The following is a 13328-nucleotide window of genomic DNA, read 5'->3' as shown; positions in this document are numbered from 1 at the left end:
CACCCACCGGGGCTCGGGTGGTCACCCACCGGACACCACCCAACAAAAAACCCCGCCGTTTCCGGCGGGGTTTTTGATGCTGCAGGTGCTACGGGAAGCGCTGGACTTAGAAGTCCATGCCGCCCATGCCACCCATGCCACCCATGCCACCACCGGCGCCGCCGGCCGCTTCTTCCTTGCGCGGGGCTTCTGCCACCATGGCTTCGGTGGTGATCATCAGACCCGCGATGGAAGCGGCGTTCTGCAGGGCCGAACGGGTCACCTTGGTCGGATCCAGGATGCCGAACTCGACCATGTCGCCGAACTCGCCGTTGCCAGCGTTGTAGCCGTAGTTGCCGGTACCTTCCTTCACCTTGTTCAGGATGACCGACGGCTCTTCACCGGCGTTGGCCACGATTTCGCGCAGCGGGGCTTCCATGGCGCGCAGGGCGATCTGGATACCGTGGGTCTGGTCTTCGTTGGCACCCTTCAGATCGCCGACGGCGACCAGCGCACGCACCAGGGCCACGCCGCCGCCCGGGACCACGCCTTCTTCGACGGCTGCGCGGGTTGCGTGCAGGGCGTCTTCAACGCGGGCCTTCTTTTCCTTCATTTCGATTTCGGTCGATGCACCGACCTTGATCACTGCAACGCCGCCGGCCAGCTTGGCAACGCGCTCCTGCAGCTTCTCACGGTCGTAATCGGACGAGGTGTCTTCGATCTGGGTCTTGATCTGGGTGACGCGCGCCTGGATGCCTGCAGCGTCGCCTGCACCGTCGATGATGATGGTGTTTTCCTTGGAAACCTGCACCTTCTTGGCGCGACCCAGGTCGGTGATGGTGGCCTTCTCCAGCGACAGGCCCACTTCTTCGGAGATCACGGTGCCGCCGGTCAGCACGGCCATGTCTTCCAGCATCGCCTTGCGACGGTCGCCGAAGCCCGGAGCCTTCACGGCCACGACCTTGACGATGCCGCGGATGGTGTTGACCACCAGGGTGGCCAGCGCTTCGCCTTCGACTTCTTCAGCCACGATCAGCAGCGGCTTGCCCGACTTGGCGACGCCTTCCAGCACCGGCAGCAGGTCACGCACGTTGGAGATCTTCTTGTCGTGCAGCAGGATGAACGGGTCATCCAGGTCAGCGGTCTGGCCCTGCTGGTTGTTGACGAAGTACGGGGACAGGTAGCCGCGGTCGAACTGCATGCCTTCGACGACGTCCAGCTCGTTGTCCAGGCCCGAGCCTTCTTCAACGGTGATCACGCCTTCCTTGCCCACCTTCTTCATCGCTTCGGCGATGATGTTGCCGATCGACTCGTCCGAGTTGGCCGAGATCGTGCCGACCTGGGCAATCGCCTTGTCGTCAGCGGTCGGCTGGGAGATCTTCTTCAGCTCGGCGACGGCGGCAATCACGGCCTTGTCGATACCGCGCTTGAGGTCCATCGGGTTCATGCCGGCAGCAACGGCCTTTGCGCCTTCGCGGATCAGGGCCTGGGCCAGCACGGTGGCGGTGGTGGTGCCGTCGCCTGCGTCGTCATTGGTGCGCGAAGCAACTTCCTTCACCATCTGCGCGCCCATGTTCTCGAACTTGTCAGCCAGTTCGATTTCCTTGGCAACGGACACGCCGTCCTTGGTGATGGTCGGGGCGCCGAAGCTCTTTTCGAGCACGACGTTGCGGCCCTTCGGGCCCAGGGTTGCCTTCACGGCATTGGCGAGCACGTTGACACCACGCACCATGCGGGCACGGGCATCTTCACCGAAACGAATATCTTTGGCAGCCATTGAATTCACCTGTTATGTAGCGCCGGGACAGGCCCGGCAGCATTGATAATGAAAGGGGTCTACGGGGTAACGGATTGCGCGACCGCAGCTCAGCCGATGATGGCGAGCACGTCGTCTTCGCGCAGGACCTTGTATTCCACGCCGGCTTCCTTGTAGCTGCTGCCGGCGTACTGGCCGTAGATGACCTTGTCGCCGACCTTCAGGGACGGGGCGCGCACGCTGCCGTTGTCCAGCGCCTTGCCCGGGCCCACGGCAACGACTTCACCCTTGGTCGACTTCTCCTTGGCCGAATCCGGGATCAGGATGCCGCCGGCGGAGATTTCGTCGGCTTCGATCGGCTTGACTACGACGCGGTCGTGAAGCGGCTTCAAGTTGCTCATGTGAGACCTCTCAAGTTGTTGATTGTACGGAAGTATTCCGGCGACTTTAGCACTCACCCCAGGTGACTGCCAGAACCGCGCGAGAAAAAAGCCCGGCAGACCGGGACACAGCAGAGATGGAGCCCGGACCTGCCCTTTCAAGGGCCTCGGAAAGAATTTTTTTGGTGACCACCGTCACGGCATTGGGCTCACCCGTGCCGAATACGACAGAAGTGTCACGCAATCGGCTTAGATTCCCCTCAGGGGATCCGCTCACAAGGAGTAGTCGATGCGAATGCTGTCACCACTTGCCGCTGGCTGCCTGCTGGCGCTGGCGATCTCGCCCGCCCGGGCCGAGGTCTTCATCAACGAACTGCACTACGACGACAGCACCCCGGCCGGGGACGTCGGCGAGGCGATTGAAGTGGTCGCCACCGCTGGCGAGGACCTGTCCGGTTACCGCCTGTACCTGTACAACGGCAGCACCCCGTCGGCGGCCAGCGTGTATGCCAACAACGCGGTCCCGGCCGGCACCGCGGCAGCCTGTGGCAGCGCCCGCATCGCGGTGGTCAGCTACCCGACCAATGGCCTGCAGAACGGGTCCAACGATGGCATTGCGCTGGTCGATGCCAGCGGTGCGGTGGTCCAGTTCCTCAGCTACGAGGGCACCATCACTGCCGCCAGCGGCCCGGCCGCCGGCCTGACCAGCCAGAACATCCCCGTCGCCGAGAGCAACAGCACCGCGCCCGGCACCTCGCTGCAGCTCACCGGCAATGGCAGCCAGTACGCCCATTTCACCTGGGCCGCGTCCGCCGCCCAGACCTTCGGCGCCTGCAACGCCGGCCAGACCTTCAGCGGCAGCCCCGGCACCCCGGGCCCGAATACGCCGCCGTCGGTGTCCACCACCATCCCGGCCCAGGGCAGCAGCAGCTTCCCCGCCGCCGGTGACCTGGAAGTGGTGTTCAGCGAGAATGTCACGCTGGCCAGCGGCGCCTTCGCGCTGAGCTGCGGCCAGTCCGGCAGCGTGCCGCTGAGCCACCCGTCCAGTGGCCGCACGCTGAAGATTTCCACCAACACCGCGCTGGTGGCCGGGGAAGCCTGCCGCTTCGATATCCGCGCCAGCCGCATCAGCGACAGCCAGGGCGCCCGCCCGGCTGCGGATTCGCGCATCGCCTTCACCGTGGCCAGCAGTACCGGCGACCCGGACCCGGGCAACCCCGGCAATCCCGGCGAGTACTACTCGCGGGTGAATACCTCCAGTCCCGGCCAGTTGCGCTGTTCGCTGCATGAAACCATCAAGGGCCACACCGCTTATCCGTACAGCGGCTCGGGCACCAGCACCTGGACCATCCTGGAAATCGCCGACGAAGATCCCAACAACGCCGGCAACGTGCTCGACGCCTACCGCAACCGCAGCTACGTCAAGGGCAGCGGCCGCGCGGGCACCGGCAGCGGGCTGACCTACAACCGCGAGCACACCTGGCCGAACTCGCTGGGCTTTGCCAGCACCACCGGCGACAAGGGTCTGCCGTATGCGCCCTACACCGACACCCACATGCTGTACCTGACCGATGCGCAGTGGAATGCCGACCGCGGCAACAAGCCCTTCGCCAAGTGCGACAGCAACTGCGGCGAGCGCGCCACCGAGCCCAACAACGGCCAGGGCGGCGGCAGCGGTGCCTATCCGGGCAACTCCAACTGGGTGCGCACCCCTGACGGCAACCAGGGCACGTTCGAGGTGTGGGGCAAGCGCAAGGGCGACATGGCGCGTGCGGTGATGTACATGGCGATCCGTTATGAAGGGGGCAAGGATGCCGCAACTGGCCAGTCCGAGCCGGACCTGGAGCTGACCGACGACCGCAGCAGGATCGTCAAGACCAGCAGTTCGCCAGCCTACATGGGCCTGCTGTCCACCTTGATCGACTGGCACCTCGCCGACCCGCCGACCGACGCGGAGCGGGCCCGCAACGAGGTGATCTACAGCTTCCAGGGCAACCGCAATCCGTTCATCGACCACCCCGAATGGGCCACCCCGGCCCTGTTCACCTCGGCCAAGCCCAGCAGCTGCCAGCTGGCCAACTGATCATTTTCCGATTTGCCTCATGCCCCGGTCCGGCCTTCTGCCCGGACCGGGGCCCTATACTCGGCGGCGATGTCGACCGCCGATCCCGTCCTGCTGCTGTTCACCACCTGCCCTGACCTGGCCAGCGCCGAGCGCATCGCGCATGCGCTGGTCGGCGAGCGGCTGGCGGCCTGTGTCACCCGTCAGGAGGGTGCACGCTCCACGTATCGCTGGCAGGGCGAAGTGACCACCGACAGCGAACTGCAGCTGCTGGTCAAGACCACCGCCAGCCGGCTTGATGCCGCGATGGCGCGGCTGGTCGAACTGCATCCGTATGAACTCCCCGAGTGCATCGCGGTCGAAGCACGCGCCGGCTTGCCGGCCTATCTGGATTGGATCCGGGCACAGTCCCGGGAGGAACACAGTTGATGAAAGCAGGTTTCATGAAATCAGCATGGATGGCGTCGTTGCGTCGTGGCGCTGCGGTGTGCGCGCTGCTGGCGCTGTCCCTGCCCGCGTGGGCACTGAGCGAGAAGGACCTGCTTCCGGTGGACGAAGCGTTCACGCTGAGTGCCACGGCGACCCAGCGCGACCAGATCCAGCTGCAATGGAAGATCGCCCCGGGGTATTACCTGTATCGCCATCGCACCAGCGTCAAGGCCGATCCGGCGTTCAATGCCGGCGCGTTGAAAATGCCGGCCGGCGAGCGCCACCACGATGATTTCTTCGGCGAAGTAGAGACCTATCGCGAGCGCCTGACCGCGACGTTGCCCGGCCAACCCGCTGCGGCCACCGGCACCGTCAGCGTGGAGGTGCGCTTCCAGGGCTGCGCCGATGCGGGGGTGTGCTACCCGCCGCAGAAGCGCGTGATCCAGGTTGCGCTGCCCGGCGGCGGTGCAGGCGCCGGCACCGCTTCCACCGGCATTGCCGCAGCAACCGGTGCTTCGCCGTTGGCCACCCCGCTGGGGGGCAACAGCGGCGGCCTGCGCCTGCCCGGCACCGCCGCGGCCGTGCAGGGCCTGCCGCTGCCTTCGGAGAAGGCCTTCGGCTTCGAAGCCATCGTCGACGATGGCAACACTCTGCTGCTGCGCTTCACCCCGGCCAAGGGGTATTACCTGTACCGCGACCGCACTTCGCTGAAGCTGGAAGGGGCCAACGGCATCCGCGTGGATGCGCTGCGCTGGCCGCAGGCACAGTCGCACCGCGATGAACATTTCGGCGACGTGGCAGTGTTCTTCGACCAGACCGACGCCACCCTGCCGCTGCACCGCAGCCGCCCCGAGGCACTGGATGCCACCCTTGTGGTGACTTTCCAGGGCTGCCAGACCGATGGCATCTGCTACCCCCCGATGACCCGCCGGGTGCGGCTGGATGTTCCCGCGGGCAAGGTCGACGCAACGGCGGCGACCACCGCGGCCAGCAATGAACTGCCGGCCGCGTTGCCGCGTGAGGCCCAGCGCAGCGACGGCACGGGCGGCGAAAAGACCGACAACCGTCGCGTGGTGCCGATCATTCCCGACAGCATTCCCGCTGACGCTGCAGGCCTGGATGCGGCCACCGCGGGCGCCACGGCCCCCAGCCCGGATGCCAGCGCGGACAACGCACAGCGCACGCGCCCACCGGAACCGACCAGCGCCAAAGGCCTGCTGGTGGTGTTGCTGCTGGCGCTGGCCGGCGGCCTGGTGCTGAACCTGATGCCGTGCGTGCTGCCGATCCTGTCGCTGAAGGTGCTGGGCCTGGCGCAGAGCGGTGAGAGCCGCCAGCGTGCACGCGCGCATGCGCTCTGGTACACCGCCGGCGTGCTGGTGGCGTTCGCGGTGATCGGTGGCCTGGTGCTGGCCCTGCGCGCGGCTGGCCAGGCCGCAGGTTGGGGCTTCCAGCTGCAGCATCCGTGGTTCATCGCCGCGCTGGTGTACCTGATGTTCGCCGTCGGCCTGAGCCTGTCCGGGGTGTTCACCCTGGGCGGCAATGTCGGCGGCATCGGCCAGTCGCTGGCCTCGCGCAGCGGTCCGGTCGGTGACTTCTTCACCGGGGTACTGGCCTGCGTGGTGGCCAGCCCGTGCGTGGCGCCGTTCATGGGCCCGGCGTTGGCCTATGCGTTCGCGGCCCCCGCGCTGCAGTCGATGCTGGTGTTCCTGGCACTGGGCCTGGGCCTGGCGCTGCCGTTCCTGCTGGTCGGGTTCGTGCCCACGCTGGCGCGTCGCCTGCCGCGGCCCGGTGCGTGGATGGAAACGCTCAAGCACGTGCTGGCGTTCCCGATGTACGCCACTGCGCTGTGGCTGCTGTGGGTACTGGGCAAGCAGCGCGGCGTGGATGCGATGGCGCTGGTGCTGGGTGGACTGGTGCTGCTGGCGCTGGGCCTGTGGTGGTTCGAGCGCAGCCGCTGGCGCAGCCAGCGCGTCGGTGCGCTGCTGGCCTGCGTGGTGATCCTGGCGGCACTGGTGCCGGTATGGGGCGTTGCCCGGCTGGCCCCGCCGGCAACGGCAGCGCAGGCCGCCGGCGAAAACGTGGTGGCCTATTCGCCGGAAATGCTGGACCGGCTGCGCGCGGACAACCGCGTGGTGTTCGTCAACATGACCGCAGACTGGTGCGTGACGTGCAAGGCCAACGAACGCGCAGTGCTGTCGCGGCCTGATTTCCAGGAGCTGCTGCGGCGGACGAACGCGGTGTACATGCGTGGCGACTACACCAACGTGGACCCGCAGATCACCGCCTTCCTGGATGAACACAAAGCCGTGGGCGTGCCGCTTTACGTGGTGTACGGCCCCGGCGCACCGCCGATCGTGCTACCCAGCGTGCTGACCCAGGCGCTGGCCGAAGAAGCGCTGCTGCGTACCGCACGATGAAGCTGAGGCCGGCACTGCTGTGGACAGCGGTGCTGGCCGGTGGATTGGGCCTGTGGGCCGGGCAACAGCTGGACACCGCGACAACGCAGCAACCGGCACCCGTGCCGATGCCCGGCACGCTATCCGCCCCTGCCGCAGTGGGCATCGGCGATCCGCTCCCGCCCCTCGTGCTGCCGGATATGTCCGGCGCGCCGCTGGACCTGCAACGGTTCCGTGGCCGGCCGCTGCTGATCAATGTCTGGGCCAGTTGGTGTGGCCCCTGCGTGGAAGAAATGCCGGAGCTGGCGCGCTTTGCCGCCGCCCAGGGCGATCAGGGCGTACAGGTGCTGGGCCTGGCACTGGATACCGCCGAAGGCGTGCAGGACTTCCTGCGGCGGGTGCCGGTGGACTATCCCATCGTGCTGGAGACCCCTGGCCCGGCCGATGCCAGCGTGCGCCTGGGCAACACGCAGGGGCTGCTGCCCTACACGGTGCTGGTGGACGCGCAGGGCCGCATCGTGCGGCAGAAGCTGGGGCCGTTCGCCAAGGGTGAGATAGAAGGCTGGGCAAGCGGCGGCTGAGCGTGCTTGACCCGGCGGCCGCCGACCGGAACAGGCGTTACCGGTTTCCTCCTCCCCCGATTTTCAAGGCCGTTTTCTTCTAAACGCTGCCTGACGGTCGCGCGAGGACAGCAACCGGATGTACGTGCAGGATCTGCTGCGCGCCGCCAGCGCGGACCTGCGCCACTGGATCGCCGACGGTGCCTACTGGGGCAACAAGTGTGGCTGCAGCAGCGCGGCCACCCAGTCCATGAACACCCGCGCCCGCGCGGGAAGGTGCCGGCGCTGCGCATACAGCAGGGTCACCGGCATCGGTTCGGACGGCAGCTGCGGCAGGATCTCAACCAGCGTTCCATCGGCCAGTGCCTGGCGCACGCCCAGCCGTGGCACCTGGATGATGCCCAGTCCGGCCAGCGCGGCGGCGGTGTAGCCATCGCCGCTGTTGACGGTTACCGCACCGGCCATCGGCAGGCTCCGGTAGTGGTCGCCATCGCGGTATTCAAACCCTGCAGGCCGTTGCCCCAGCGTGCTCACGTAGTGCACCAGGCGATGCTCATCCAGCGCGTCGAGGGTCAGTGGCGTGCCACGCGCGGCGAGGTAAGCGGGGCTGGCACAGTTGACCATGTCCATGCTGCCCAGCGGTCGCGCCACCAGCGTGTTGTCGTCCAGCGCACCGACCCGCAGCACGCAGTCGAAGCCTTCGCGCACCAGATCGACACGGCGATCGGTGCCGCTGAGTTCGATCTCCAGCCCCGGATGCTGTTCAAGGAAGGCCGGCAGCTGCGGCAGGATCAGGTGGCGGGCAAGCCCACTGGACATGTCCACCCGCAGGCGTCCGCGCAGCTGCGCGGTATCGCGGCGGAACATGCCCTGCAGGTCCTCCATGTCATCCAGCAGGTCACGGGCGCGCTGGAACAGCTGCTCGCCATCGGCCGTCAACTGCACGCGGCGCGTGGTCCGGTGCAGCAGTTGGGTGCCCAGCGCCGCCTCCAGGCGCTGCACCGCCAGCGACACACTGGCCTTGGGCAGGCCCAGGCTTTCTGCCGCACGGGTGAAGGACCCACGCTCGGCGACGTGCAGGAAGATACGCAGCGGCGCCACGTTGTCCATTGATTGTCGCCCCTGATTGAACAGTCATATCAGGATCACGCAGTTTATTGGTCCTCGCAAGCCCAATAGGCTGGTCACCTACCCGTCCGTTGGAGTACGACATGTCCGTTTCCCGCACCCTGCTGATCACCGGTGGCAGCCGTGGCCTCGGCCGCAACGCCGCCCTCGCCCTGGCCGCCGACGGCGCCGACATCGTATTGACCTACCGCAGCCAGTCGTCCGCCGCCGACGAGGTGGTGGCGCAGATTGAAGCACTGGGCCGGCGCGCCGCCGCGTTGCCGCTGGACGTGGCCGACAGCGCCTCGTTCGCCGCCTTCGTCGAACGGCTGCAGGCCCAGCTTGCCGACTGGGGCCGTGAGCGCCTGGATGGCCTGGTCAACAATGCCGGCGAAGGCCACTATGCGCTGATCGCCGACACCACCCCGGCCTCGTTCGACCACCTGGTCAACGTGCACTTGAAAGGCCCCTACTTCCTGACCCAGGCGCTGCTGCCGCTGCTCGCCGATGGCAGTCGCATCCTCAACGTGTCCAGCGGGCTGGCGCGCTTCTCGCTGCCGGGCAGTTCGGCCTACGCGATGATGAAGGGCGGCATCGAAGTGTTCACCCGCTACCTGGCCAAGGAGCTCGGCGCGCGTGGCATCAGTGCCAACACGCTGGCACCGGGTGCGATCGAAACCGATTTCGGCGGCGGCCGCGTGCGTGACGATGCCGGCATCAATGCGATGGTCGCCTCGTCCACCGCGCTCGGCCGCGCCGGCAAGCCCGATGACATCGGCCCGGCCGTGGTCGCGCTGATGTCGGCGGACACGCGCTGGATCAATGCCCAACGCGTGGAAGCCTCCGGCGGCATGTTCATCTAGGCGATCCGCAACGGCGGGCTCAACCGGCGACCGGCATCCTTTTTCCGGATGGGGAAAGGGACGCCGACCGCGCATCGCCGACGCTGCGCAGCTGGAACACCGCGACCGCCTCGGCCAGCACCTCCGCCTGCGCTTCCAGTGCACGCGCCGAGGCCGTGGCCTCTTCCACCATCGCCGCGTTCTGCTGGGTACTGGCGTCCATCTGCACGATGGTCTGGTTGACCTGGCCGATGCCGTTACGCTGCTCCAACGAGGCATCGCGGATCTGCGCCATGATCGCGGCCACCTGCTGCACGCTGGCCTGCAGTTCTTCCATGGTGGCACCGGCCTGGCTGACCGCACGCGTGCCCTGCCCCACCTGCTGCACCGAGTCCTCGATCAGTCCCTTGATCTGCCTGGCCGCATCGGCGCTGCGCTGCGCCAGCAGCCGCACTTCACTGGCGACCACCGCGAAACTGCGACCCTGCTCGCCGGCACGTGCCGCCTCGACGGCGGCATTCAACGCCAGGATGTTGGTCTGGAAGGCGATGCCATCGATCAGCGCGGTGATCTCGCCGATGCGTCGCGACGACGCGCTGATGTCCTGCATCGAACGCTGCACCTGGCCCACCGCATCACCACCGCGCGCGGCCACTTCCGCGCTGGCGCGTACCAGTGTGTCCGCCTGCCCGGCGGCATCGGCGTTGCGCGATACGGTATCGGTCAGCTCGTGCATGGACGCGGCGGTCTCTTCCAGGTTGGCCGCCTGCAGCTCGGTACGGGTGGAAAGATCCGCATTGGCGGCGCTGATTTCACCGGCCGCGTCGCCGATCGAGCGCGCCGCGTTCTGGATACCCGCCACGATGCCCGCCAGCTGGTCCACGGTCGCGTTGGCGTCGTCGCGCATGCGCGCGAACACACCGTCCAGGTCCCCGTCCATGCGTACGCGCAGGTCGCCCCGCGCCAACGCCGCCAGCAGCACCTGCAGATCGCCGAGGTTGTGTTCGAAGGTCGCCAGCAGGTGGTTGATGCTGGCCGACAGGCGATGCACGTAGCCCTGCTTTCCCTGCAGCGGGATGCGGCCGGCCAGCTCTCCCTGCGCCGCCGCATCCACCAGCGCGCCGACTTCGGTCTCCAGCAGCACTTCCAGGGCGCGGCTGCGCCACTCCACCACCTCGCCAAGCGACCGGCCGTCGTCGAAGATCGGCGTGGTCACCAGCTGCCAGGTCGTGCCGCCGTGCTGGATGTCGTACTCCTGGCGAACGCTGCCGTCGATCCGCGCCAGCGCCGGATGCAGCTGTCGCGCAGGCCGGCCCAGCACGTCGTTCCCGCCCGCGCCCAGGGTCTGCAGCAACGCCGGATTGGCATGGGTCACTTCGCCCTGCGGATTGACCACCATCAGGCCGGTGGAGGCGCTGTCCAGTGCCTGCCGCGCACGGGCGTTCTCCTGCGCCACCGCCCGTTCGCGTTCGATGCGTGCCCGCAGCTGTTGCTGCATGTGGCCCAGCCGCTGCGCCAGCTGGCCGATTTCATCGTGTGGGTTATGCACGCGCAACACGGTATCCAGGCGGTCCTCGGCAATATCCTGGGCGAAGCGCAGGGTGTCCTGGATCGGTCGACGCACGGCGTGCAGCACCATCAACAGCGTGCCGATCAGCACCACAGCCACGGTCAGCAGCGAGGCGGCAAACAGTACCCCCAGGCGTGTGGCCTGCGCCTGCTGGCGGCTGCGCGCCTGCTCCAGGCTGGCTGCCTGCGCCTGCTGGAACGCCTCCAGCGCGGGGGTGATGCTGGCCGCCGTATCCACCAGCGATTGCGCTTCCACGTCCAGCCCCATGCGGGCGGCGGTATAGGACAGCAGGGCCCCCTGGTAGGTATCCATCAGATCGCGCAGCTGTTGCTGGGTATCGGCCGGCAGGCCCGCCAGCGCCAGGTCGAACGGCAGTTTCTCCTCGCTGGCGCGGTCGGCATGCCGGGAGTCGCCGCTCAACAGCAGCAGGCTTTCCTCACGGCGCATCCGCTGCACGTGCAGGGCCAGCAGCGGGCGTTGCGTTGCCTCCACCGCCGCCTGCAGGGCGTCGGCCGCCTGCTCCAGCTGCGCCGACATCGCTTCGTCGCCACGTCCCATTTCGTCCACGCGCGCGTTGAGCGCGGCGATGCCTTCGGCGAACGCGTCGGCCTGGGTGGTCAGTTCGGCCAATGCCTGCCGGCGCGCCGCGTCCATCGGCAGCGCCCGCAGCTGCTGCAAGGTGGCCCGCAGGCGCTGCTGGGCAGCCTGCAGCGCATCGCGATCGGCGGCATCGAAACTGCGTGCATACTGGGTCTGCAGGCGGCGTGCTTCGGCGATATCGGCGGCCAGCGTGGCGGCCAGTCCGGTGCCCTGCTGGTAGACCGCGAAGCTGCGTGCGGCGCGTTCGCTGCCGTGGCTGGTCCACCCGTACATCGCGGCAATGGTGATCAGGCCCAGGCCACAGACCAGCAGGCTGGCCTTGATCTTGGCGGCCACGCTGAGCCGCGCCAGGTGCCGCAGGGAAGGCCGCGCGCGTGCCGCAAGGTTGCGCAGGCGGGGGAAGGCAGAACGCAGGATGTGGGGGGCAGCCGGCATGACGGGATCCGAGGCGGAGTGACGCATCGGTATCGGCCTGCCCTGGCCGGACTTTAGCCCGCTGATGCGGGAATGTGCCGCGCTGCACGCGGCACGCTGCTCGTTGTAACAGCGCCGCAAGTCGCATCGATGACAGCGCACGGTGCCTGCTGTGGCCTGGTTCGCTGCGGCGGGCGCGCGCCGACGTTGCAGGCGTGGATCGCCCGCCGACCGCTTCACCGCGATCCGCCAGGCGGTGGCGGTGCCTTCCGGTCGTAATGCACGCGCGATCGCCACGTTGCACGCGGGAGTAGAAAAGCTGAAGGCCGGAAACGAACTGGCCGAAGCGTTCGCACGCTCCGGCCATTTCGATGTATCGCTCGTAGGTGGGGCCTGATCAGGCCCTGGCGAAGGCCAGCAGGTCGGCGTTGAACTGATCGGCGTGGGTCGAGGTCAGGCCATGCGGCGCGCCCGGGTAGACCTTCAGCGTGCCGTTGGCGAGCAGCTTGATCGACTTCTCGGCAGCAGCCTTGATCGGCACGATCTGGTCGTCGTCGCCGTGGATCACCAGCGTCGGCACGTCGATCTTCTTCAGGTCTTCGCTGTAGTCCACTTCAGAGAACTCACGCACGCAGTCGTACTGGCCCTTCACCCCGCCCAGCATGCCCTGCAGCCAGAACGAATCGCGCATGCCCTGGGTGACCGCGTTGCCATCGCGGTTGGCACCGAAGAACGGCGTGGCCAGGTCCTGGAAGAACTGCGAGCGATCCCCTCCAGTACCCTTGCGGATGCCGTCGAAGACGTCCAGAGGCGTGCCTTCCGGGTTGCCGGCGGTCTGCAGCATCAACGGCGGCACCGCGCCGACCAGCACCACCTTGGCGACGCGGCTGCTGCCATGGCGACCTACGTAATGCGCCACTTCACCACCACCAGTGGAATGCCCGACCAGGATCGCGTCCTTGACCTCGGCCTGCTCCAGCACGGCGGCCAGGTCGTCGGCGTAGGTGTCCATGTTGTTGCCGTCCCAGGTCTGGCTGGAACGTCCGTGGCTGCGACGGTCGTGGGCGATCACGCGGAAGCCGTTCTGGCCCATGAACAGCATCTGCGGTTCCCAGGCGTCGGAGCTGAGCGGCCAGCCATGCGCGAACACGATCGGCTGGCCGGTGCCCCAGTCCTTGTAGAAGATGCGGGCGCCGTCTGTGACGGTAACGAAGTGGCTCATGCGATTGGCTC

At 67.5% G+C, this 13328-nt stretch carries 11 protein-coding genes; 6 read left to right on the top strand and 5 right to left on the bottom strand.

Going from position 1 to position 13328, the window contains the following annotated elements:
• Positions 1 to 106: 106 nt before the first annotated feature.
• The gene (gene groL, locus SOM47_RS02775) at positions 107 to 1756 is read right to left on the bottom strand and encodes a chaperonin GroEL (protein WP_042614503.1); all 1650 of its coding nucleotides are present in this window, start codon (positions 1754 to 1756) and stop codon (positions 107 to 109) included.
• An 89-nt stretch (positions 1757 to 1845) separates the two neighbouring features.
• Positions 1846 to 2136: a co-chaperone GroES gene (locus tag SOM47_RS02770; RefSeq protein WP_042614504.1), complete on the bottom strand. Its 291-nt coding sequence runs from the start codon at positions 2134 to 2136 to the stop codon at positions 1846 to 1848.
• 268 nt (positions 2137 to 2404) lie between these two features.
• Between SOM47_RS02770 and SOM47_RS02765 the strand changes: the two genes are divergently transcribed.
• The 4 genes from SOM47_RS02765 (at position 2405) to SOM47_RS02750 (ending at position 7583) form a co-directional block, all read left to right on the top strand.
• The gene (locus SOM47_RS02765; RefSeq protein WP_320504686.1) at positions 2405 to 4198 is read left to right on the top strand and encodes an endonuclease; all 1794 of its coding nucleotides are present in this window, start codon (positions 2405 to 2407) and stop codon (positions 4196 to 4198) included.
• A gap of 69 nt (positions 4199 to 4267) precedes the next feature.
• Positions 4268 to 4606 (top strand): divalent-cation tolerance protein CutA, encoded by a 339-nt coding sequence (gene cutA / locus SOM47_RS02760; protein ID WP_320504685.1) that lies wholly within the window; start codon positions 4268 to 4270, stop codon positions 4604 to 4606.
• Positions 4607 to 4635: 29 nt separating this feature from the next.
• Positions 4636 to 7023, top strand: a complete 2388-nt coding sequence (locus tag SOM47_RS02755; RefSeq protein WP_320505052.1) for a protein-disulfide reductase DsbD domain-containing protein — start codon at positions 4636 to 4638, stop codon at positions 7021 to 7023.
• Positions 7020 to 7583, top strand: a complete 564-nt coding sequence (locus SOM47_RS02750) for a redoxin family protein (protein ID WP_320504684.1) — start codon at positions 7020 to 7022, stop codon at positions 7581 to 7583. Before SOM47_RS02755 ends, SOM47_RS02750 begins: the two co-directional genes overlap by 4 nt.
• Positions 7584 to 7766: 183 nt before the next feature.
• On the opposite strand, the gene SOM47_RS02745 is transcribed toward SOM47_RS02750, so the two are convergent.
• Positions 7767 to 8672, bottom strand: a complete 906-nt coding sequence (locus SOM47_RS02745) for a LysR family transcriptional regulator (protein WP_042614509.1) — start codon at positions 8670 to 8672, stop codon at positions 7767 to 7769.
• 101 nt (positions 8673 to 8773) lie between these two features.
• On the opposite strand from SOM47_RS02745, the gene SOM47_RS02740 reads away from it, so the two are divergent.
• Complete coding sequence (locus tag SOM47_RS02740; RefSeq protein WP_320504683.1) at positions 8774 to 9532, top strand: SDR family NAD(P)-dependent oxidoreductase; 759 nt, start codon at positions 8774 to 8776, stop codon at positions 9530 to 9532.
• 19 nt (positions 9533 to 9551) lie between these two features.
• Here the strand turns inward: SOM47_RS02740 and SOM47_RS02735 are convergent, their stop codons facing one another.
• A complete protein-coding gene (locus SOM47_RS02735) occupies positions 9552 to 12116 on the bottom strand; it encodes a methyl-accepting chemotaxis protein (protein ID WP_320504682.1) in 2565 nt (854 codons plus the stop codon).
• 142 nt (positions 12117 to 12258) lie between these two features.
• Here SOM47_RS02735 and SOM47_RS02730 point away from each other — a divergent pair, with 142 nt between their 5' ends.
• Positions 12259 to 12492, top strand: a complete 234-nt coding sequence (locus SOM47_RS02730; RefSeq protein WP_320504681.1) for a hypothetical protein — start codon at positions 12259 to 12261, stop codon at positions 12490 to 12492.
• Here the strand turns inward: SOM47_RS02730 and SOM47_RS02725 are convergent, their stop codons facing one another.
• On the bottom strand, positions 12493 to 13317 hold the full coding sequence (locus SOM47_RS02725) for an alpha/beta fold hydrolase (RefSeq protein ID WP_320504680.1): 825 nt from the start codon (positions 13315 to 13317) through the stop codon (positions 12493 to 12495).
• Between the last annotated feature and the right edge of the window lie 11 nt (positions 13318 to 13328).

It is taken from the genome of Stenotrophomonas sp. CFBP8980, assembly GCF_034046095.1.
GTDB lineage: Bacteria > Pseudomonadota > Gammaproteobacteria > Xanthomonadales > Xanthomonadaceae > Stenotrophomonas > Stenotrophomonas lacuserhaii.
Note: the sequence above shows the minus strand (reverse complement) of the source record. Positions and strands in the feature narration are given on the sequence as shown.